The 19,901-nt window shown below is 62.8% G+C and carries 20 protein-coding genes; 15 read left to right on the top strand and 5 right to left on the bottom strand.

The window, feature by feature from the left end:
- Positions 1 to 74: 74 nt before the first annotated feature.
- Positions 75 to 962 carry a tRNA glutamyl-Q(34) synthetase GluQRS gene (gene gluQRS, locus PMI38_RS18220; protein WP_008096948.1) on the bottom strand — a complete coding sequence of 296 codons (888 nt, stop codon included), beginning with the start codon at positions 960 to 962 and terminating at the stop codon, positions 75 to 77.
- Positions 963 to 1,025: 63 nt separating this feature from the next.
- Positions 1,026 to 1,469 carry an RNA polymerase-binding protein DksA gene (gene dksA, locus PMI38_RS18215; protein WP_008096946.1) on the bottom strand — a complete coding sequence of 148 codons (444 nt, stop codon included), beginning with the start codon at positions 1,467 to 1,469 and terminating at the stop codon, positions 1,026 to 1,028.
- A gap of 210 nt (positions 1,470 to 1,679) precedes the next feature.
- Here dksA and PMI38_RS18210 point away from each other — a divergent pair, with 210 nt between their 5' ends.
- Together PMI38_RS18210 and sfsA are read left to right on the top strand one after the other, a co-directional pair.
- Positions 1,680 to 2,852: a pyridoxal phosphate-dependent aminotransferase gene (locus tag PMI38_RS18210; protein ID WP_008096942.1), complete on the top strand. Its 1,173-nt coding sequence runs from the start codon at positions 1,680 to 1,682 to the stop codon at positions 2,850 to 2,852.
- Positions 2,852 to 3,565, top strand: a complete 714-nt coding sequence (gene sfsA / locus PMI38_RS18205) for a DNA/RNA nuclease SfsA (RefSeq protein ID WP_008096929.1) — start codon at positions 2,852 to 2,854, stop codon at positions 3,563 to 3,565. The genes PMI38_RS18210 and sfsA overlap by 1 nt, the downstream gene beginning before the upstream one ends.
- Here sfsA and PMI38_RS18200 read toward each other — a convergent pair.
- Positions 3,555 to 3,872, bottom strand: coding sequence for a Rieske (2Fe-2S) protein (locus tag PMI38_RS18200; RefSeq protein WP_008096927.1), 318 nt, complete (start codon positions 3,870 to 3,872; stop codon positions 3,555 to 3,557). The genes sfsA and PMI38_RS18200 overlap by 11 nt on opposite strands.
- Before the next feature lie 149 nt (positions 3,873 to 4,021).
- On the opposite strand from PMI38_RS18200, the gene PMI38_RS18195 reads away from it, so the two are divergent.
- Genes PMI38_RS18195 through PMI38_RS18180 form a run of 4 tightly spaced genes read left to right on the top strand, consistent with a single transcriptional unit; the run spans position 4,022 to position 7,598 of the window.
- The gene (locus tag PMI38_RS18195) at positions 4,022 to 4,897 is read left to right on the top strand and encodes a heme/hemin ABC transporter substrate-binding protein (protein ID WP_008096925.1); all 876 of its coding nucleotides are present in this window, start codon (positions 4,022 to 4,024) and stop codon (positions 4,895 to 4,897) included.
- Positions 4,898 to 4,947: 50 nt separating this feature from the next.
- Positions 4,948 to 5,931 carry a FecCD family ABC transporter permease gene (locus PMI38_RS18190; RefSeq protein WP_162130466.1) on the top strand — a complete coding sequence of 328 codons (984 nt, stop codon included), beginning with the start codon at positions 4,948 to 4,950 and terminating at the stop codon, positions 5,929 to 5,931.
- Positions 5,931 to 6,698 (top strand): heme ABC transporter ATP-binding protein, encoded by a 768-nt coding sequence (locus PMI38_RS18185; RefSeq protein ID WP_008096921.1) that lies wholly within the window; start codon positions 5,931 to 5,933, stop codon positions 6,696 to 6,698. The genes PMI38_RS18190 and PMI38_RS18185 overlap by 1 nt, the downstream gene beginning before the upstream one ends.
- Before the next feature lie 12 nt (positions 6,699 to 6,710).
- A complete protein-coding gene (locus PMI38_RS18180; protein WP_008096919.1) occupies positions 6,711 to 7,598 on the top strand; it encodes a ChaN family lipoprotein in 888 nt (295 codons plus the stop codon).
- Positions 7,599 to 7,763: 165 nt separating this feature from the next.
- Here the strand turns inward: PMI38_RS18180 and PMI38_RS18175 are convergent, their stop codons facing one another.
- Together PMI38_RS18175 and PMI38_RS18170 are read right to left on the bottom strand one after the other, a co-directional pair.
- Positions 7,764 to 8,072 (bottom strand): TfoX/Sxy family protein, encoded by a 309-nt coding sequence (locus tag PMI38_RS18175; RefSeq protein ID WP_008096917.1) that lies wholly within the window; start codon positions 8,070 to 8,072, stop codon positions 7,764 to 7,766.
- Between the two features lie 236 nt (positions 8,073 to 8,308).
- A complete protein-coding gene (locus PMI38_RS18170; protein ID WP_008096916.1) occupies positions 8,309 to 9,871 on the bottom strand; it encodes a bifunctional aminoglycoside phosphotransferase/ATP-binding protein in 1,563 nt (520 codons plus the stop codon).
- A 117-nt stretch (positions 9,872 to 9,988) separates the two neighbouring features.
- On the opposite strand from PMI38_RS18170, the gene mrcB reads away from it, so the two are divergent.
- The 9 genes from mrcB (at position 9,989) to msrQ (ending at position 19,855) form a co-directional block, all read left to right on the top strand.
- Positions 9,989 to 12,310 (top strand): penicillin-binding protein 1B, encoded by a 2,322-nt coding sequence (mrcB, locus tag PMI38_RS18165; protein ID WP_008096915.1) that lies wholly within the window; start codon positions 9,989 to 9,991, stop codon positions 12,308 to 12,310.
- 15 nt (positions 12,311 to 12,325) lie between these two features.
- Positions 12,326 to 13,114, top strand: a complete 789-nt coding sequence (locus PMI38_RS18160) for a tetratricopeptide repeat protein (RefSeq protein WP_043273898.1) — start codon at positions 12,326 to 12,328, stop codon at positions 13,112 to 13,114.
- Positions 13,114 to 13,446, top strand: coding sequence for a YqcC family protein (locus tag PMI38_RS18155; protein ID WP_008096913.1), 333 nt, complete (start codon positions 13,114 to 13,116; stop codon positions 13,444 to 13,446). Before PMI38_RS18160 ends, PMI38_RS18155 begins: the two co-directional genes overlap by 1 nt.
- A 409-nt stretch (positions 13,447 to 13,855) precedes the next feature.
- The gene (locus tag PMI38_RS18150) at positions 13,856 to 15,580 is read left to right on the top strand and encodes an acetolactate synthase 3 large subunit (RefSeq protein WP_008096912.1); all 1,725 of its coding nucleotides are present in this window, start codon (positions 13,856 to 13,858) and stop codon (positions 15,578 to 15,580) included.
- 1 nt (position 15,581) lies between these two features.
- Positions 15,582 to 16,073, top strand: a complete 492-nt coding sequence (gene ilvN / locus PMI38_RS18145) for an acetolactate synthase small subunit (protein ID WP_008096911.1) — start codon at positions 15,582 to 15,584, stop codon at positions 16,071 to 16,073.
- Between the two features lie 55 nt (positions 16,074 to 16,128).
- Positions 16,129 to 17,145 carry a ketol-acid reductoisomerase gene (gene ilvC / locus PMI38_RS18140; RefSeq protein ID WP_008096908.1) on the top strand — a complete coding sequence of 339 codons (1,017 nt, stop codon included), beginning with the start codon at positions 16,129 to 16,131 and terminating at the stop codon, positions 17,143 to 17,145.
- Between the two features lie 151 nt (positions 17,146 to 17,296).
- Complete coding sequence (gene pssA, locus PMI38_RS18135; RefSeq protein ID WP_008096906.1) at positions 17,297 to 18,148, top strand: CDP-diacylglycerol--serine O-phosphatidyltransferase; 852 nt, start codon at positions 17,297 to 17,299, stop codon at positions 18,146 to 18,148.
- A 79-nt stretch (positions 18,149 to 18,227) separates the two neighbouring features.
- Positions 18,228 to 19,241, top strand: coding sequence for a protein-methionine-sulfoxide reductase catalytic subunit MsrP (gene msrP / locus PMI38_RS18130; protein ID WP_008096904.1), 1,014 nt, complete (start codon positions 18,228 to 18,230; stop codon positions 19,239 to 19,241).
- Positions 19,241 to 19,855 (top strand): protein-methionine-sulfoxide reductase heme-binding subunit MsrQ, encoded by a 615-nt coding sequence (gene msrQ, locus PMI38_RS18125; RefSeq protein WP_008096902.1) that lies wholly within the window; start codon positions 19,241 to 19,243, stop codon positions 19,853 to 19,855. Before msrP ends, msrQ begins: the two co-directional genes overlap by 1 nt.
- Positions 19,856 to 19,901 lie beyond the last annotated feature (46 nt).

Raw genomic sequence — 19,901 nt, 5'->3', positions numbered from 1 at the left:
GCCGGCTCCCACAGGTACTCCGCCAGCGCACTACCTGTGGGAGCCGGCTTGCCGGCGACAGGGCCGGTGATACCTCAGTGCAAATCGGCCTCTGGCACCGTGGTTCGCTGCACGATCGCTTCCGGCCGCCACCGTTGCCGCGCCACCTCAAGCACTTCGGCCGGTGTCGCGATCAACAGTTCAGGCTCGGTTTCCTGTCCCAAAGCCCGCAATGCCCGCAACAACAACGGCGTCGCCTGGCCGGCCTCGAGCGGCGGCGAGCGGTATGACTTGCCCAGCTTGTGGCCATCCGGTTGCACGATCAGCGGAATGTGCAGGTAACGCGGCTGCGAGAAGCCCAGCAGCTCTTGCAGGTACAACTGGCGTGGCGTGTTGTCGAGCAGGTCGGCGCCGCGCACGATATCGGTCACACCCTGCCAGGCATCGTCCAGCACCACCGCCAGTTGGTAGGCATACAGCCCGTCCCGGCGCTGGATGATGAAATCCCCCACCTCGCGGCCCAGGTGCTGCTGGAAGTCACCCTGCACCCGGTCCTTGAAGTGGTAGATCAGCTCGGGGACCCGCAGGCGGATCGCCGCGCCTTCGCGAGAGTGTCCTGCGTTGCGGCAAAAACCCGGGTAGATGCCGTCATGACCTTCCAGCTGCTTGCGCGAGCAGGTGCAGGCATAGGCCAGGCCCATGTTGAACAAGCGGTCCACCACCGCCGCGTAGGCTTGGTGACGCTGGCTCTGGTACACCACCTCGCCATCACACTCCAGCCCGTAGCGGTCGAGCGTTTGCAGGATCGCGTCACGGGCGCCGGGCATTTCCCGTGGCGGGTCGGTGTCTTCCATGCGCAGCAGCCAGCGGCCATTGACGGCGCGGGCATCGAGCCAGGAAGCGAGGGCGGCAACCAGCGAACCGAAGTGCAGGAAACCGCTGGGGGTTGGGGCGAAGCGCCCGATGTAGGGAGAGTCGTTCATGGGCCGTGCTGGGTAAGAAATGAAACGGGGCGCATGATGCGCCCCGTTCGGATGGGAGAAAAATCAGCCTTTGCCGACGGTTTTTTCCTTTTTCTCCGCGATTTCCTTGCAGTCGAAGCACAGGTCGGCGGTCGGACGGGCTTCCAGACGGCGCAGGCCGATCTCGATGCCACACGACTCGCACCAGCCGTACTCGTCGTCCTGAATCTTCTGCAGGGTCTTGTCGATCTTCTTGATCAGCTTGCGCTCGCGATCGCGGTTGCGCAGCTCCAGGGCAAACTCTTCTTCCTGACTGGCACGGTCGGCCGGGTCGGGGAAGTTGGCCGCTTCGTCTTTCATGTGGTCCACGGTGCGATCAACACTGACCATCAGCTCGCCTTTCCAGGCATTCAGCAGCTTGGTGAAGTGCTTTTTCATGGGCTCGCCCATGTACGCCTCACCCTTGCTTTCGACGTAGGGCTCGACACCGTACATGGTCTGGACTTTTTGCTTTTCTACGGTGGACATGAATAGACCGCCTCTCACTCATCTGATCCAATGCGCAGGCTGCTCCATCTCCGGCACCCGCCGGCCCTGCGACTGCGAGCCGCCGAACTTACCAGATAGATCGGGGGTGCGCTACCCCGCCCGATCCTAGGTATTGACAGCGCCGTGAGGCGCACGTTCGGTGCCGCGCAGAGGTAGAATCACCAGTTTAGACCCAATTGAGAGAAGGTCATGGCCCACCCATACAGTGCGCGCAGCCGCGCCATCGAACCCTTCCATGTCATGGCGTTGCTGGCGCGGGCCAACGAGCTGCAGGCGGCCGGCCACGATGTGATCCACCTGGAAATCGGCGAGCCAGACTTCACCACCGCCGCGCCCATCGTCGAGGCCGGTCAGGCCGCCCTGGCGGCAGGGCATACCCGCTACACGGCGGCACGTGGCCTGCCGGCACTGCGCGAAGCGATCGCCGGTTTCTACGGGACGCGCTACGGCGTTTCGGTCGACCCCGAGCGCATCCTGATCACCCCGGGTGGTTCCGGGGCCTTGCTGCTCGCCAGCAGCCTGCTGGTCGACCCCGGCAAGCACTGGCTGCTGGCCGACCCGGGTTACCCGTGCAACCGACACTTCCTGCGCCTGGTGGAAGGGGGGGCGCAGCTGGTGCCGGTGGGGCCGGAGGTCAATTACCAACTGACCGCCGACCTGGTCGAACGCTATTGGGACAAGGACTCCGTCGGCGCCCTGGTGGCCTCGCCGGCCAACCCGACCGGCACGGTACTGAGCCGCGATGAGCTGGCCGGCCTGTCCAGGGCCACCCGTGAGCGCCACGGGCATCTGGTGGTGGATGAGATCTACCACGGGCTGACCTACGGCATGGAGGCGCCAAGCGTGCTGGAGGTGGATGACTCAGCCTTCGTACTTAATAGTTTTTCCAAGTATTTCGGCATGACCGGTTGGCGGCTGGGTTGGCTGGTGGCACCGCCCAATGCCGTGGCTGACCTGGAAAAACTCGCGCAGAACCTCTACATCAGCGCCCCAAGCATGGCCCAGCACGCTGCGCTGGCCTGTTTCCAGCCCGAAACCCTGGCGATTTTCGAGGAGCGCCGCGCCGAGTTCGCCCGCCGCCGCGACTATCTGCTGCCGGCCCTGCGCGAACTGGGCTTCCGTATTGCGGTGGAGCCGCAGGGCGCGTTCTACCTCTATGCCGATATCAGTGCCTTTGGCGGAGATGCCTTCGCCTTCTGCCGGCACTTCCTGGAAACCGAGCACCTGGCGTTCACGCCGGGCCTGGACTTCGGGCGCCACCTGGCCGGCCACCACGTACGCTTTGCCTACACCCAGAGCCTGCCGCGCCTGGAAGAGGCAGTACAGCGCATCGCCCGAGGGCTGCGGAGCTGGCAGGGCTGATGGTGTTCTTTCCTTTACTCGAACAAGGGCGCCTGCTGCGCCGCTACAAACGTTTTCTGGCCGATATCGAACTGGCCAACGGCGAGCAGCTCACCATTCACTGCCCCAACACCGGTTCCATGCTCAATTGCATGCGTGAAGGCGGAGACGTCTGGTTCAGTCGCTCCAGCGACCCCAAGCGCAAGCTGCCAGGCACCTGGGAGATCAGCGAAACCCCTCAGGGCCGCCTGGCCTGCATCAATACCGGGCGGGCCAACGCGTTGGTCGAAGAAGCCCTGCGGGCGGGCGTGATCGCTGAATTGGCGGGTTTCACTGCGCTCAAGCGCGAGGTGGCCTATGGCGAGGAGGGCAGCCGTGTGGATTTTCGTCTGGAGTTTGCCGAAGGACCGGCCTACGTCGAGGTCAAGAGCGTGACCCTGGGCTACCCGGACACTACCGTGGCGGCCTTCCCGGACGCGGTGACCCAGCGCGGCGCCAAGCACCTGCGTGAACTGGCGTCGCTGGCCCGCCAGGGGATCCGCGCCGTGCAACTGTACTGCGTGAACCTCACCGGCATCGAAGCGGTGCGCCCCGCCGAAGAAATCGACGCCGCCTATGCCGCGGCGTTGCGTGCTGCGGTGGCCGATGGTGTTGAAGTACTGGCTTACAGCACGCGACTGGATGCCTCGCACATCGTCATCGACCGCCCGCTACCGGTGCTGCTCAACCCGTAAACCAGATGCCCTGGCTGTCTTCCCGGCAGCCCAGGGCCTGCAATGCCTCGCCTTCGCACGGGCCGGCCACGCATTCGCCACTCTCGATCAGGAACAGCGCACCGTGATGGGCGCAGTGGATCAGGCTGGCGCTGTCATCCAGAAAGGCGTCCGCAGCCCAGTTCAGCGGGATACCCCGGTGCGGGCAGCGATTGCGGTAGAGGTGCACCTGGCCTTGGCGGCGCACGCCGAACAGATCGAGGCCGTCTACGCTGAAGGCGCGGCTATGGCCTTCGGCCAGCGCTGCGGAAGTACAAAGAAAGTGCATTGCAAGGACAACTCGTGAAACCAAGGGATAGCTTGACGCTTCAATGCGAATAATTATCAAATTGCCCGCATTCGCTGCGCCCGGTGGTCTATGGTGCGCAGTTCTGTCGCCCGCCACAAGGTTGGCGGCCCGCCTTCAGAAGGAATCCGATGATGCGCCGTCCCGCCGCCATGCTCGCCTTGTGCGCAGCCCTCGTTGCTTCCACCCAGGCTCTGGCAGCCGAATTGCCACAGCGCTGGGTCAGTGCGGGCGGCGCGTTGAGCGAGTGGATCAGTCAGTTGGGCGGTGAACCTCGCCTGGTGGGCGTCGATACCACCAGCCAGCACCCCGAGTCGCTGAAGGCGCTGCCGAGCATCGGTTATCAGCGGCAGCTGTCGGCCGAGGGGATCCTCAGCTTGCGTCCGGACGTGTTGGTGGGCACCGAGGAAATGGGCCCGCCACCGGTGCTGGCGCAGATCCGCAGCGCCGGCGTTCGCGTCGAGCTGTTCTCCAGCCAGGCCGACCTCGCGGCCGTCGATGCCAACCTCAAGCACCTTGGGAAGTTGCTCGGTGCCGAGCAGAAGGCCGCGCAGCTCGCCTCGGGTTATCAACAGCAAGTCGAAACCCTGCAGGTACAGGTCAAGCAGGCCCAGGCCAGCCACAAGGCGCCAGGCGTCCTGCTGCTGGTCGGCCATGCGGGGGCCAAGCCGCTGATCGCCGGGCAGGGCACCGCAGGTGACTGGCTGTTGCGCCAGGCCGGCGCGCGCAACCTGGCAGAGCATCAGGGCTACAAGAACTTCTCCAATGAAGCGCTGGCGGCGTTGGACCCGGATGTACTGGTGTTCTCCGATCGCGCCTTGGCCGGTGACCAGGCCTTGCAGGCGCTGCTCAAGGAGAACCCTGCACTGGCTGCGTCGCGTGCCGTGCGCGACCAGCGCCTGGTTGCCCTCGACCCGACACTGCTGGTCGGCGGCCTCGGCCCACGTTTGCCGGCTGCCCTGCAGGACCTGGCGGCCACGTTCTACCCGACCAGCATCGCTCGATGAAACAACGGATCCAACCGCGCACGCTGTTCATTGCCCTGGGCCTGCTGTGTCTGCTGGCGGTCTGGCTGTCGCTGGCCCTGGGGCCCGTAAGCCTGCCGCTGTTCGATACCTTGCGCGCGGGATTGCGTTTGCTGGGCTTGCCCATCGCTGCTGACGGCCTGGAGCAGGCAGACATGATCCTTGGCCAGATCCGCTTGCCGCGCACGCTGCTCGGTTTGGCGGTAGGCGCGGTGCTGGCGCTGTCTGGCGTGGCCATGCAAGGGCTGTTTCGCAACCCGCTGGCCGATCCTGGCCTGGTCGGTGTCGCCAGTGGCGCGGCGCTGGGCGCCGCGGTAGCGATCGTCGGCGGTAGCTGGATGGGCGGCATACCGGAGTGGTTCGCGCCTTACCTGCTGTCAGCCTGCGCCTTTGTCGGCGGCCTGGGGGTGACGGCGCTGGTGTACCGGCTGGGCCGCCGTGATGGGCAGACCAATGTCGCGACCATGCTGCTGGCCGGTATCGCCCTGACGGCACTGGGCGGTTCGGCGGTTGGGTTGTTCACCTACCTGGCCGATGACGCCACCTTGCGTACCTTGACCTTCTGGAACCTGGGCAGCCTCAATGGCGCCAGCTACGAGCGCTTGTGGCCGTTGCTGATCGTGGTGGTAGTCGTTGCCCTGTGGCTGCCGCGCCGCGCCCAGGCGCTCAACGCCTTGTTGCTGGGGGAGTCCGAGGCGCGCCACCTGGGCATCGAAGTGGAGCGCTTGAAGCGCGAACTGGTGTTCTGCACTGCGCTGGGCGTTGGCGCCGCCGTAGCGGCGGCAGGCCTGATCGGGTTCGTCGGCCTGGTGGTGCCCCACCTGGTGCGCCTGCTGGCCGGGCCTGATCACCGTGTGCTGCTGCCGGCGTCGCTACTGGCCGGTGGTACCTTGCTGCTATTCGCCGACCTGGTGGCACGCCTGGCCCTGGCGCCGGCCGAGCTGCCGATTGGCATCGTGACGGCGTTCATCGGTGCGCCATTCTTCCTTTTCCTGCTGGTTCGGGGGCGCAGCTGATGCTCGAAGTCGAAGGCCTGCACCTACGCCGTGGCGGCAGTGACGTGCTGCACGACATCGATCTGCAGCTGTTACCGAATCAGGTGCTCGGTGTACTGGGGCCCAATGGCGCCGGCAAGAGCAGCCTGCTCGGCGCTTTGTGTGGCGAACTGCCCCCCAGCCAGGGGCGGGTGATGCTACAAGGCAAGGCGTTGGATGAATGGCCGGGGCAGGCGCGTGCGCAACGCCTGGCGGTGCTACCGCAAGTGTCCAGCCTGGGCTTTGCCTTTCGCGTCGAGGAAGTGGTGGGCATGGGGCGTCTGCCCCACGGCAGCGGCCAGCAGCGCGACCGGGAGATCGTCGAAGCAGCGCTGCGCGCGGCGGATGCCTGGCACCTGATCGACCGCAGTTATCTGGCCTTGTCCGGCGGCGAACGCCAGCGCGTGCACCTGGCCAGGGTATTGGCCCAGTTATGGCCCGGCGCCGAAGGCAGCACACTGCTGCTCGACGAACCCACCTCGATGCTCGACCCCTTGCACCAGCACACCACCTTGCAAGCCGTGCGCAGCTTCGCTGACCGCGGGGCCGCAGTGCTGGTGATCCTGCATGACCTGAACCTGGCGGCACGCTACTGTGATCGCATCCTGCTGCTCGAAGGAGGACGCTGCCATGCGTTGGCTTCGCCGGAACGCGTGTTGACGCCCACCGCACTCAAGGCGGTGTTCGGCATCGAAGTGCTGGTACAGCCCCACCCGGAGCGGGGCCATCCGCTGATCATCACCCGCTAGGAGGCATTGCTCATGCGCCATCCATGGCTGTCTGGCTCGTTGCTGTTGTTGATGCTGTCGCTGGTGGGATGTCAGGCGAGCCTGCCGCCATTACCTGCCTGGCAGAGCAGTGAGGGGCGTGACAACGCGGCTCTGGGGCAGATTCGCGACCTGGCCAGCGGCCAGGTCATCAGCCCTGAGCAGTTGGTCGAGCGTCTCGCCGGAGCGCCACGGGTGCTGGTGGGGGAGAAACACGACAACCCTGACCATCACGCCTTGCAACTGTGGTTGCTGCGCGCGCTGCAGGCCCGGCGAGCCCAGGGCAGCCTGCTGCTGGAGATGTTGCAGCCAGAGCAGCAAGCGCGCCTGGAGGCGGTGCAGGGGCAAGCCCAGCTGCCGGAAGACTTGCCCAAGGCCCTGGACTGGCAGGACGGCTGGGATTGGCAATTCTATGGGCCGATCGTCCGTGAGGCCTTGCAGGACCGTATCGCACTGCTGCCGGCCAACCTCTCGGCTGGCGAAATGCGCGCCGCCTATCGCCAGCCGACACCCTTGGCCGGGGTAAAGTCCAATGCGCCAGCGGTGCGGGCGGCGCTGCTCGAACAGGTGCGCGAAGGGCATTGTGGGTTGCTGCCGGAAAGCCAGCTGCCGGCCATGCTGGCGGTGCAGCAACGCCGCGACCGGCGCATCGCCGAGCATTTGCTGGCGGCGCCGCAGCCCGCGTTGTTGTTCACGGGGGCCTATCACGCGCGCAAGGATCTCGGCGTGCCATTGCACCTGGCAGACCTGGGCGCGAAGGGGGAGAGCAAGGTGCTGTTGCTGGCCGAGGTCGGTGAGCAGGTGGGGGCGGGGATGGCTGACTATGTCTGGTATACGCCGGCCACGCCTGAGCAGGATTACTGCGCGCAGCTGCGCAAATAGGATGTTGAGCGGCCCTGCATGAATCCGCAGGCAAAAAAAGACCCGGCAAATTGCCGGGTCAATAACCGTGATTAGCCTGATGAGGAGATAATCTGAGAGTCCGAACCAGGGGCTTTCAGTTTATCCAACCAGTCTCGCGACCAGTTGTGATAATCATAACGATTCTCATTCAGGCGTCAATCCCCTCTCGCTGTTTATTTCAGATTTTTTTTGCGTCGTGCTTTTCGCATCCAGTTGTTGATTGAGCGCTTGCTTGCGCTCGGCCGGCAAATCGTTCCAGTGCATGTCCAGCAGGGCGCCTTCAATGGCGTACAACAGCACCTTCGACGCCCGGAATCCCCGCGTTTTCACGGCCTGGTACGCACCGACCGCGCCTAGGCGACGCAAGTCCGATGCACTGTGGATACCGGCCGCATGCAACCACTGCGCGGAGGTCTTGCCAAGATTCTTCAGATGCTGCAATTCATCGTTCATCGAGCCTCCTTGCGATGGCTGAACGGGTCTAGGGGATAAATCGCGAGCAGGTCAGAGAGGAGTGTAGCGGGGGTTGGGAAATGCGCGGCCTTTTGCCATCTGGGGCGACGGATTGGGAGATGAGCTGCCTGTTGTGGCCCTATCGCCGGCAAGCCGGCTCCCACAGGGACACCACAGCCCTTGAGCCCGGTGGGATCCCTGTAGGAGCCGGCTTGCCGGCGATAGGGCCGTTACGCTTACAGACCCGGCAAACGCAGGCGGATCTGGTCGATTACCTGATCCATGCTGGCGCTCTCCTGGGTATCCACACGGGTGGCGTGCTGCAGTTCCACGGCAGTGAGCGGCTCACGGCTGGCCTGCTGGGCCTTGACCACTTCCAGGGTGGCGTCCGACGGGTCGCTGTTTTCCGCCTGGCGCTGCTCCAGCCAGCTGGCAATCACTGCCTCCGGCGCGTGGCAGTCGAGGATCAGGAACGGCACGCCGGTTTCGCTGGCGACCTCTGCCGCCGCCTGGCGCTGGTCGTGCTTCAGGTAAGTGGCATCGAGCACCACCGGGTAGCCGGCGCGCAGGATGGTGCCGGCCAGCTGGTGCAGGTGCTCGTAGGTGGCGGCACTGGCGTTCTGGTCGTAGATGCCGGCTTGCAAGTGGCCAGCGGCGGCGGGTTGCTGCTCACCGAACAGGCGCTTGCGTTCCACGTCCGAACGCACGCGCACGGCACCCAGGGCCTCGACCAGGCGCATGGCCACGTGGCTCTTGCCCACGGCCGAGACACCATGGGTGATGGCCAGCAGGCGCGAAGGAATGGCGCTGTAGCTTTCGGCCAGGTTGGCGTAGTTGCGGTAGGTGCGCAGGGTGGTAGCGCGCTGCACGCCATCGGCATCCGCGGGCATGCTGAACAGGGCCACCTTGGCCCGTACCAGGGCGCGGTAGGCCTTGTAGAAGTTGAGCACTTCCAGGCCTTGGTAATCGCCGGTCAGCTCCAGGTACTGGCTGATGAAACGGTGAGCGAGGCACTTGAGGCCGCGGTCTTCCAGGTCCATGGCGAGGAAGCCGGTGTCAGCCCAGACATCGGTCATGCGGAATGGCTCGTTGAATTCGATGCAGTCGAAAATCACCACCTTGCCATCGATCAGGGTGGCGTTACCCAAATGGATGTCGCCATGGCATTCACGGGTGAAACCATTGGCCTTGCGCGCGGCGAAAAGACCCTGCAGACGCTCGAAACTGCTTCGCGCCCAAGCTTGCAGATTGTCCAGCTGCTGCAAATCGGCCTTGTCGCTGAGGAATGGGCGGATCTGTTCGAAGTTCTGTTCGACCGGCGCCATCACGCTTTCAGGCGAGCCGTAGGGTTGCTCGGCGGCCACCTTGGGTGTCTGCAGGTGGAATTCGGCGATCTGCCGGGCCATCTGGTCGATGTGGCCGGCATTCAGTTCACCGTTGGCCTGCAGGGTGTTGAGCATCTGCCCCTGGGGGAACTGGCGCATCTTCAGCACGTACTCGATCGCCTCGCCGTCACCGCCGAGCTGCGGCGCTTCGGCGCTGCCGGTGATCGGCAGTACGTCGAGGTACAGGCCTTCGGTCAGGCGCTGGTTCAGGCGCAATTCTTCGTTGCAGAAGTGCTGGCGCTGATCCAGCGCGGTGAAGTCGAGGAAGCCGAAATTCATTGGCTTCTTGATCTTGTAGGCGTACTCGCCCGTCAGCAGGACCCAGGAGATATGCGTCTCGATGAGTTGGAACCCGTCCACGGGGTGAGGGTAGAGGGCAGGGTTCTGCAACGCGGTAATCAAGGCTTGGCTCACGGGAAATCCTTCCGGGGGCAGGGAATTCGAAGGCGCCATTATGGTCAATGGTGCCGCCCCTGCATACCGCCAGAGGGCGCCTGCCCAGCCTTTACAAAGTGCGTATAATCCGCCGCCATGACTCGAACCCGAAATCCTCGTACCCCTCAGAAACGCCCGACCGGCCGCTCGCGCGCCTGGCTGGGCTGGGCCTTGAAGCTCAGCCTGGTCGGCCTGGTGATCGTCGCTGGCTTCGCGGTTTACCTCGATGCCGTCGTGCAGGAGAAGTTCTCCGGCAAGCGCTGGACCATCCCGGCCAAGGTATATGCCCGGCCGCTGGAGCTGTTCGTCGGCCAGAAGCTGAGCAAGAACGACTTCCTCACCGAGCTCGACGCCCTCGGTTACCGTCGCGAGAGCGCGGCCAATGGCCCGGGCGCCGCGGCGATCAACGGCAATACCGTTGACCTGAACACCCGTGGCTTCCAGTTCTATGAAGGCATGGAGCCTGCGCAGTTCGTCCGCGTGCGCTTCTCTGGCGACTACGTGGCGGGGCTCTCGGGCGCCAACGGCGGCAAGCTCGACGTTGTTCGCCTGGAACCGCTGATGATCGGCGGTATCTACCCGAAAAACCTCGAAGACCGCATCCTCATCAAGATCGACCAGGTGCCGCCGTACCTGCTCGAAACCCTGGTGGCCACGGAAGACCGGGACTTCTATAGCCATTTCGGCGTGTCGCCCAAGTCCATTGCTCGAGCAGTGTGGGTCAACACCTCGGCAGGCTCCATGCGCCAGGGCGGTAGTACCCTGACCCAGCAGCTGGTGAAGAACTTCTACCTGACCAGCGAACGCAGCCTAAGCCGCAAGCTGACCGAAGCGATGATGGCCGTGCTGTTGGAAATGCACTACGACAAGCGCGAAATCCTCGAGGCGTACCTCAACGAAGTGTTCGTCGGCCAGGATGGCCAGCGCGCCGTGCATGGCTTCGGTCTGGCCAGCCAGTTCTTCTTCAGCCAGCCGCTGTCGGAGCTCAAGCTGCACCAGATCGCCTTGCTGGTGGGCATGGTCAAGGGGCCGTCGTACTACAACCCGCGCCGCTACCCCGAGCGTGCCCTGGCCCGCCGCAACCTGGTCCTCGACCTGGTGGCCGAGCAGGGCGTGGCGAGCCAGGAAGTGGTCGACGCGGCGAAGAAGATGCCACTCGGCGTGACCAAGCGCGGCAGCCTGGCCGACAGCTCGTTTCCGGCCTTCCTCGACCTGGTCAAGCGTCAGCTGCGCCAGGACTACCGCGATGAAGACTTGACCGAAGAAGGCCTGCGCATCTTCACCAGTTTCGATCCGATCCTGCAGATGAAGGCCGAAAGTTCGATGAACGAGACCTTCAAGCGCCTGGCCGGGCGCAAGGGGTCTGACGAGGTCGAGTCGGCGATGGTCGTGACCAATCCGGAAACCGGTGAGGTGCAGGCTCTGATCGGCAGCCGTCAGTCCGGCTTCGCCGGCTTCAACCGCGCCATCGATGCGGTACGGCCGATCGGCTCGCTGGTCAAGCCTGCGGTGTACCTGACCGCGCTGGAGCAGCCGAGCAAGTACACCCTGACCAGCTGGGTGCAAGACGAGCCGTTCTCGGTCAAGGGCGCCGATGGCCAGGTATGGCGACCGCAGAACTACGATCGCCGCCCGCATGGCACGATTTATCTGTACCAGGGGCTGGCTAATTCCTACAACCTGTCGACCGCCAAGCTCGGCCTTGAAGTGGGCGTGCCCAACGTCATCAAGACCATCGGTCGGCTGGGTGTGAAAGTGGACTGGCCTGCATTCCCGTCGATGCTGCTGGGTGCGGGTGGCATGTCGCCGATGCAGGTGGCGACCATGTACCAGACCATCGCCAACGGTGGCTTCAACACGCCGATGCGCGGCATTCGCAGTGTGCTGACCGCCGAAGGCGAGCCGCTCAAGCGTTACCCGTTCCAGATCCAGCAAACCTTCGACCCGGCGTCGATCTACCTGGTGCAGAACGCCATGCAACGGGTCATGCGTGAAGGTACTGGCCGCTCGGTATACAACGTATTGCCACGCTCGCTGACCCTGGCGGGCAAGACCGGTACCAGCAACGACTCGCGCGACAGCTGGTTCTCCGGCTTCAGCCAGGACCTGCTGGCGGTGGTGTGGATGGGCCGCGACGATAATGGCAAGACTCCGTTCACCGGTGCCACGGGTGCATTGCAGGTCTGGACCAGCTTCATGAAGAAGGCCGACCCACTGCCGCTGGACATGCCACAGCCAGACAACGTGGTGCAGGCGTGGATCGACCCGTACAGTGGCCAAGGTTCCGACGGAAGTTGTCCGGGAGCGGTGCAGATGCCGTATATTCGCGGCAGTGAACCGCCTGCTGGGGCAGCCTGTGGCGGTGAGCAGAATCCGGCAGAATCGGTCATGGACTGGGTAAAAGGCTGGATGAATTAAGCACTGGCTGCATTGATGAGGTGTGACGTGAATAAGTGGCTGTTTCCTGCCTTGACGGCGCTGGCTGTGCTCCAGGGTTGCTCCAGTGTGCAGCGTGGCAATATCCCGGTGGTCGATTCGAGCACCCGTGTGTCCAACAGTGAACGGGCCACGGCCAACCGCTCGGCGGCCGGCATGAACAACGGCACCGCGCAGGCGCAGTCGCTGCCCGAGGATTCCGGGGTAACCGTGATGATTCCGCAAGGAGCCGGTGCCACGAGCATCCAGACTTTCCCGGCGGGTAACGGCGCGGCACCGATCAGCACCACCCCGATGACCACGGGGCCGGTCGGCGCTGCGCCGATGACCACCAACCCCAATCCGATCGCCGATGAGCCCTTCGACATCGCCTCGATGAGCAGCACGCCGGCTGCGACCAGCGCGCCAACCGGCATTCCGCGCAGCAACGCGACCTCGGGCGGCCTGTCAGCCGACGAGCAGCTGGATGGCCCGGTGCTGGCGCTGCTGACCACCGCCCAGTCGCAACAGGGCAGTGGTGACTTCAACGGTGCCGCATCGAGCCTGGAACGTGCCCAACGCATTGCCCCGCGCGAGCCGCAAGTGCTGTACCGCCTTGCCCAGGTGCGCCTGTCGCAGGGTGACGCGGCCCAGGCGGAGCAGTTGGCGCGCCGTGCGCTGACCTACGCCAACGGTCGTCCCGACCTGCAGGCCGAACTGTGGAACACCATTGCCCAGGCCCGCGAAAAGCAGGGTGACAGCGCTGGCGCCGCACTGGCCCGGCAAAAGGCACGGGTCAATTCCTGATGATCGAGCAACGTATCCTGGATATCGCCGACCACCTGCTGCTGATCGAACGTGAGCTGCAGGTCCAAGGCTGGTGGGGCGAAGAGGCGCCAAGCGATGAGGCACTGGCCAGCACGGTGCCGTTCGCGGTCGATACCTTGAGCTTCGAACAGTGGCTGCAGTGGATATTCCTGCCACGCATGAAGATCATCATCGAACTTGGCCACCCGCTGCCCAGCGCTTCTGGAATCCTGATCATGGCCGAAACGGTGTTTGTCGACCGTCCGGAGCAGAGCCGTGAGCTACGTCGCCTGCTAGCAGAGTTTGATCAATTGATCGCTCCTTCCGCCTGATTTCTTCTCTTTTTCCGTCAAGGGCCGCAGATTGTGGCCCTTTTTTGTTGAAATCTTATTTATTCTGCTGCTGTGTTGGTTTTTAGTGGTGGCAGGAATTCATCTTGGGGAAAAATTGGCAATAATTTTTCTTGACTTACCGACGCCGAATCAGAAGAATCCAGATTCCGCTGTAGAGGGACTGCCAGAAGCAGACCCGCTAAGCAGATCATGAGGCGCACACCCGCGCCGACCTGTTTCACCCCGCAACGCGTTACCTCGCGCTGGGTGGGAAAACCCCGCAACACTCTGGGGCGCTCCCAATACTTGCTCAGTCAGTGCTGACGTTCCGCTCATGCTCTGCTTGGCAGTAAACCTATTAAGACCCGTCCATGAAGGGCGGTATTCTGGCGTTTTAGAGGTGAACAACGTGGAGCTTTTATCTGGCGCTGAGATGGTCGTCCGCTTCTTGCGTGACGAAGGCGTTAAGCACATCTACGGGTACCCTGGTGGTGCTCTCCTGCATGTTTACGATGCACTGTTCAAGGAACCGGAAGTCGAGCACATCCTGGTTCGTCACGAGCAGGCGGCTACCCATATGGCGGACGGCTACGCCCGTGCCACCGGCAAGGCCGGCGTGGTGCTGGTAACCTCCGGCCCAGGCGCGACCAATGCCATCACCGGCATTGCCACGGCCTACATGGATTCGATTCCGATGGTCATCCTGTCCGGCCAGGTGCCTAGCACCATGGTGGGCACCGATGCCTTCCAGGAAACCGACATGATTGGCATCTCGCGGCCGATCGTGAAGCACAGCTTCATGATCAAACATGCCACCGAGATCCCCGAAGTTCTGAAAAAAGCTTTCTACCTGGCGCAATCCGGTCGTCCAGGTCCGGTCGTGGTCGACATTCCAAAAGATATGACCAACCCGGCCGAAAAGTTCGAATACGTCTATCCGAAGAAGGTCAAGCTGCGCTCTTACAGCCCAGCGGTTCGCGGCCACTCCGGGCAGATCCGCAAGGCTGCCGAAATGCTCCTGGCCGCCAAGCGCCCGATCGTCTATTCCGGCGGTGGCGTGATCCTGGGTGGCGGCTCCGAAGCCCTGACCGAGATCGCCAAGACGCTGAACCTGCCTGTCACCAACACCCTGATGGGTCTTGGCGGCTTCCCGGGTACCGATCGCCAGTTCCTCGGCATGCTCGGCATGCACGGCAGCTACACCGCCAACATGGCCATGCACCATGCCGACGTGATCTTCGCGGTCGGTGCGCGCTTCGATGACCGTGTGGTCAACGGCCCGGCCAAGTTCTGCCCGAATGCCAAGATCATCCACATCGACATCGACCCGGCGTCGATCTCGAAGATGATCAAGGCCGACGTGCCAATCGTCGGCCCGGTCGACAGCGTGCTCAGCGAAATGATCGGGATCCTCAAGGAAATCGGCGAGCAGCCTGACAAGGCGGCGCTGGATGCCTGGTGGAAGCAGATCGACGAGTGGCGCGGCGATGGCGAGATGTTCCCTTACGACAAGGGCGACGGTAACGTCATCAAGCCACAGGCAGTGATCGAGACCCTCTGCGAAGTGACCAAGGGCGATGCCTTCGTCACCTCCGACGTGGGCCAGCACCAGATGTTCGCGGCGCAGTACTACCGCTTCAACAAGCCCAATCGCTGGATCAACTCCGGTGGCCTGGGCACCATGGGCTTCGGCTTCCCGGCGGCCATGGGTATCAAGTTGAACTTCCCGGATCAGGACGTAGCGTGCGTCACCGGCGAAGGCAGCATCCAGATGAACATCCAGGAGCTGTCCACCTGCATGCAGTACGGCCTGCCGGTGAAGATCGTCAACCTGAACAACGGTGTGCTGGGCATGGTCCGCCAGTGGCAGGACATGGCCTACAACGGCCGTCACTCGCACTCCTATGTCGAGTCGCTGCCCGACTTCATCAAGCTGGCCGAGGCCTATGGTCATGTGGGTATCCGCATCACCAGCCTGAAGGACCTCAAGCCGAAGCTGGAAGAAGCGTTCGCGATGAAGGACCGCCTGGTGTTCATCGACATCGCGGTCGACCGTACCGAGCACGTCTATCCGATGCAGATCAAGGATGGCTCGATGCGTGACATGTGGCTGAGCAAGACGGAGCGTACCTGATATGCGGCACATCATTTCCCTGCTGCTGGAAAACGAACCCGGTGCTCTGTCCCGCGTGGTCGGCCTGTTCTCCCAGCGCAACTACAACATTGAAAGCCTGACCGTGGCGCCGACCGAAGACCCGACCCTGTCGCGTCTGACGTTGACCACCGTTGGCCATGACGAAGTGATCGAACAGATCACCAAGAACCTGAACAAGCTGGTCGAAGTGGTCAAGCTTGTCGACCTGTCGGAAAGCGCTCACATCGAGCGTGAACTGATGCTGGTCAAGGTCAAGGCCACCGGTGCCCAGCGTGCCGAGATCAAGCGCACCACGGATATTTTCCGTGGCCAGATCGTCGATGTGTCCGCCAGCGTGTACACCGTACAGTTGAGCGGTACCAGCGACAAACTGGACAGCTTCATCCAGGCCATCGGCACCGCATCGATTCTCGAAACAGTGCGCAGTGGCGTCACCGGCATTGCCCGTGGCGACAAAGTGCTCAGCATCTAAATCCAAAAATTAGCGATGGCTCCGCAGGGGCCGAGATATAACCAGGGGTATTTTCATGAAAGTTTTCTACGATAAAGACTGCGACCTTTCCATCATCCAGGGTAAGAAAGTCGCCATCATCGGTTACGGTTCCCAGGGCCACGCTCAGGCGTGCAACCTGAAGGACTCCGGTGTAGACGTTACCGTCGGTCTGCGTAAAGGTTCGGCTACCGTTGCCAAGGCAGAAGCCCACGGCCTGAAAGTGGCTGACGTTGCCTCTGCCGTCGCTGCTGCCGACCTGGTCATGATCCTGACCCCGGACGAGTTCCAAGGCGCGCTGTACAAGAACGAAATCGAGCCGAACATCAAGAAGGGCGCTACCCTGGCCTTCTCCCACGGCTTCTCGATCCACTACAACCAAGTGGTTCCGCGCGCCGACCTCGACGTGATCATGATCGCGCCGAAAGCCCCAGGCCACACCGTGCGCTCCGAGTTCGTCAAGGGCGGTGGTATCCCTGACCTGATCGCTATCTACCAGGACGCCTCCGGCAACGCCAAGAACGTCGCCCTGTCCTACGCTTCGGGCGTTGGTGGCGGCCGTACCGGCATCATCGAAACCACCTTCAAGGACGAGACCGAAACCGACCTGTTCGGTGAGCAGGCCGTTCTGTGCGGCGGTACCGTCGAGCTGGTCAAAGCCGGTTTCGAAACCCTGGTCGAAGCTGGCTACGCGCCAGAAATGGCCTACTTCGAGTGCTTGCACGAACTGAAGCTGATCGTTGACCTCATGTACGAAGGCGGCATCGCCAACATGAACTACTCGATCTCCAACAACGCCGAATACGGTGAGTACGTCACCGGCCCGGAAGTCATCAACGAAGAATCCCGCAAGGCCATGCGCAACGCTCTGAAGCGCATCCAGGACGGCGAATACGCGAAGATGTTCATCTCCGAAGGCGCCACCAACTACCCATCGATGACCGCCAAGCGCCGCAACAACGCCGCTCACGGCATCGAAATCATCGGCGAGCAACTGCGCTCGATGATGCCGTGGATCTCGGCTAACAAAATCGTCGACAAGACCAAGAACTAAGTCTTATCGGTAGATTAAAAAACGCGGCTTCGGCCGCGTTTTTTCGTTCTGCCAGTCAGCTTCTGGTATAAAGCAGACCAGTGGCTTGCTGTCAGAACCTGTTTTGCAGGCCCGTGTCGAATATTTTCCATCCTGTTGCAAGGTACCCTCCATGAGCGAACGTCCCGAAGAGCCGAACAAGCCCTCCGACGCCGAAAGCCTGCTACCTGTCGATGAGCACGTTGAAGAAGGGCATGACGCCGAAGGGCGCAAGGTGCGCCATCGTGGCATCTACCTGCTGCCCAACCTGTTTACCACCGCCAACCTGTTTGCCGGCTTCTACTCCATCATCAGTTCGATGAACGCGCAGAGCGCCTTGAGTGCCGGTGACCCACGCGAGGCGAGCAAGTACTTCGCCTTTGCCGCCATTGCCATCTTTGTTGCCATGGTGCTCGATGGCCTCGACGGCCGCGTTGCACGCATGACCAATACCCAGAGTGCCTTCGGTGCCGAGTACGACTCGCTGTCGGACATGGTCGCCTTTGGTGTCGCGCCGGCCTTGCTGGCGTTCGGCTGGGCGCTGGGGGACATGGGCAAGGTCGGCTGGATGGTCGCCTTCATCTATGTGGCCGGCGCCGCGTTGCGGCTGGCACGCTTCAACACCCAGGTCGGTACCGCCGACAAGCGCTACTTCATCGGCCTTGCCAGTCCGGCGGCTGCGGGTGTGGTGGCAGGCACCGTGTGGGCGTTCAGCGACTATGGCATCCAGGGTTCCAAACTGTCCTTCCTGGTAGCGCTGCTGGTCGCCGCGGCCGGCATGCTGATGGTCAGCAACATCAAGTACAACAGCTTCAAGGAGCTGGACCTCAAAGGGCGTGTGCCGTTCGTGGCGATCCTGGCGGTGGTGTTGGTGTTTGCCGTGGTGTTCAGCGACCCGCCGCGCATCCTCCTGCTGATCTTCCTCGCCTATGCGGCTTCGGGGCCGATCCAGTACTTGCTGCGCGGGCGTCGTCGCAAGGTTTGAAAAAAGTTTTAATGCTGGAATAACCCTCCGGCTCCATAGTCTTACTGGTACATCCTTCATCCAGTGCTGTGGAGCCGTCATGCTCATCAAGCTACCCAGGTCGTCCGACTGCAAGGCATCGGAGATCACCCCCGAAAGCTTCTATCTTTCCCGTCGCACGCTGTTGGGGGGCTCCCTGGCGGGCCTTGCTCTGGGTGCGATGCCGTTGGCGGCGCGGGCGGCCGAGGCATCGCGCTACGCGGACGTCGAGGCGGGGGCAGCGCCTGGCTGGTTCAGCGACAAGCTCGCGGCCACGCGCTGGCAGGCGGTGACGGTCAAGGGTGAGGCGATCACGCCATTCAAGGATGCCACCCACTACAACAACTTCTATGAGTTCGGCCCCGACAAGGGGGACCCGGCTGCCAACGGCGGCAGACTGAAGACCGAGCCGTGGTCGGTGGTGATTGATGGTGAGGTCGGCAAGCCGGGGCGTTATGCCCTGGAGGACTTCGTCAAACCCTACCAGCTTGAAGAGCGCATCTACCGGTTGCGCTGCGTGGAAGCCTGGTCGATGGTCATTCCCTGGTTGGGCTTTCCACTGGCGCAGGTGCTCAAGCAGGTCGAGCCGACTTCGAAAGCGCGTTACGTGCGCTTCGAGACGTTGAAAGACCCTCAGCACATGCCCGGGCAGCGCTCGGGCTTTGCTCTGATCGACTGGCCATATAAAGAAGGGTTGCGCCTGGATGAGGCCATGCATCCTTTGGCCATCCTGGCGGTTGGCATGTATGGCCGGGAGCTTGCCAACCAGAATGGTGCGCCGCTGCGCCTGGTGGTGCCTTGGAAGTATGGCTTCAAGAGCATCAAGTCGATCGTGCGCATCAGCCTGGTGGCCGAACAGCCTCAGACTACCTGGGAAGGGCTGGCGCCGGATGAGTATGGCTTCTATGCCAACGTGAACCCTGAAGTCGATCACCCGCGTTGGAGCCAGGCGCGTGAGCGGCGCTTGCCGAGCGGATTGTTCAGCCCCAATGTCCGCCAGACGCAGATGTTCAATGGCTATGCCGATGAAGTGGCGTCGCTGTATACCGGGCTCGACCTGCGGAAGAACTATTGATGCGCTATCCCTGGCTGCGCCTGGCCATCTTTATAGTGGGGTGCCTGTTCCCCGTGTGGTGGCTGTATGAGGCAGCGATGAGTCTGCTGGGGCCGGACCCTGGAAAGATCATGATGGATCGCCTGGGGCTGGGCGCGCTGACCTTTTTGCTGGTGACGCTGAGCATGACGCCTCTGCAGAAGCTGACGGGATGGTCGGTCTGGATCGTGGTGCGCCGGCAGCTTGGGTTGTGGTGTTTTGCCTATATCGTGCTGCACATCCTTTGTTACCTGTTCTTTATCCTGGGGTTGGACTGGGGACAGTTCACAGTGGAGTTGCGCAAGCGGCCCTACATTATAGTGGGCTCGCTTGGGTTCCTCGGGTTGCTGGCATTGGCGTTGACCTCCAATCGCTACAGCCAGCGCCGATTGGGCGCGCGTTGGAAGAAACTGCACAAGCTGGTGTATGTAATTCTCGGGTTGGGCTTGCTGCACTTTTTGTGGATCGTTCGTTCGGATCTGCGCGAGTGGGCGATTTATGCAGCGGTGGGTGGTTTGTTGATGGTGTTGCGCATTCCTGCTGTGGCGCGGCGGGTGCCTCGGGTGATCGGGCGAAGGGGGAGGGCGGTTTCGTAGGGCTCGCCATCGCTTCTGTAGTGTTCTCGAGATCGAGCGCCGCCCG

The sequence above is a fragment of the Pseudomonas sp. GM84 genome, assembly GCF_000282535.1.
In the GTDB taxonomy this organism is placed as follows: Bacteria; Pseudomonadota; Gammaproteobacteria; order Pseudomonadales; family Pseudomonadaceae; genus Aquipseudomonas.
Note: the sequence above shows the minus strand (reverse complement) of the source record. Positions and strands in the feature narration are given on the sequence as shown.

Bases quoted from the DNA above. Each gene is read 5' to 3' on its own strand.
- gluQRS (WP_008096948.1), bottom strand. From the start codon at position 962: ATGAACGACTCTCCCTACATCGGGCGCTTCGCCCCAACCCCCAGCGGT.
- dksA (WP_008096946.1), bottom strand. From the start codon at position 1,469: ATGTCCACCGTAGAAAAGCAAAAAGTCCAGACCATGTACGGTGTCGAG.
- PMI38_RS18210 (WP_008096942.1), top strand. From the start codon at position 1,680: ATGGCCCACCCATACAGTGCGCGCAGCCGCGCCATCGAACCCTTCCAT.
- sfsA (WP_008096929.1), top strand. From the start codon at position 2,852: ATGGTGTTCTTTCCTTTACTCGAACAAGGGCGCCTGCTGCGCCGCTAC.
- PMI38_RS18200 (WP_008096927.1), bottom strand. From the start codon at position 3,872: ATGCACTTTCTTTGTACTTCCGCAGCGCTGGCCGAAGGCCATAGCCGC.
- PMI38_RS18195 (WP_008096925.1), top strand. From the start codon at position 4,022: ATGATGCGCCGTCCCGCCGCCATGCTCGCCTTGTGCGCAGCCCTCGTT.
- PMI38_RS18185 (WP_008096921.1), top strand. From the start codon at position 5,931: ATGCTCGAAGTCGAAGGCCTGCACCTACGCCGTGGCGGCAGTGACGTG.
- PMI38_RS18180 (WP_008096919.1), top strand. From the start codon at position 6,711: ATGCGCCATCCATGGCTGTCTGGCTCGTTGCTGTTGTTGATGCTGTCG.
- PMI38_RS18175 (WP_008096917.1), bottom strand. From the start codon at position 8,072: ATGAACGATGAATTGCAGCATCTGAAGAATCTTGGCAAGACCTCCGCG.
- mrcB (WP_008096915.1), top strand. From the start codon at position 9,989: ATGACTCGAACCCGAAATCCTCGTACCCCTCAGAAACGCCCGACCGGC.
- PMI38_RS18160 (WP_043273898.1), top strand. From the start codon at position 12,326: ATGAGGTGTGACGTGAATAAGTGGCTGTTTCCTGCCTTGACGGCGCTG.
- PMI38_RS18155 (WP_008096913.1), top strand. From the start codon at position 13,114: ATGATCGAGCAACGTATCCTGGATATCGCCGACCACCTGCTGCTGATC.
- ilvN (WP_008096911.1), top strand. From the start codon at position 15,582: ATGCGGCACATCATTTCCCTGCTGCTGGAAAACGAACCCGGTGCTCTG.
- ilvC (WP_008096908.1), top strand. From the start codon at position 16,129: ATGAAAGTTTTCTACGATAAAGACTGCGACCTTTCCATCATCCAGGGT.
- pssA (WP_008096906.1), top strand. From the start codon at position 17,297: ATGAGCGAACGTCCCGAAGAGCCGAACAAGCCCTCCGACGCCGAAAGC.
- msrP (WP_008096904.1), top strand. From the start codon at position 18,228: ATGCTCATCAAGCTACCCAGGTCGTCCGACTGCAAGGCATCGGAGATC.
- msrQ (WP_008096902.1), top strand. From the start codon at position 19,241: ATGCGCTATCCCTGGCTGCGCCTGGCCATCTTTATAGTGGGGTGCCTG.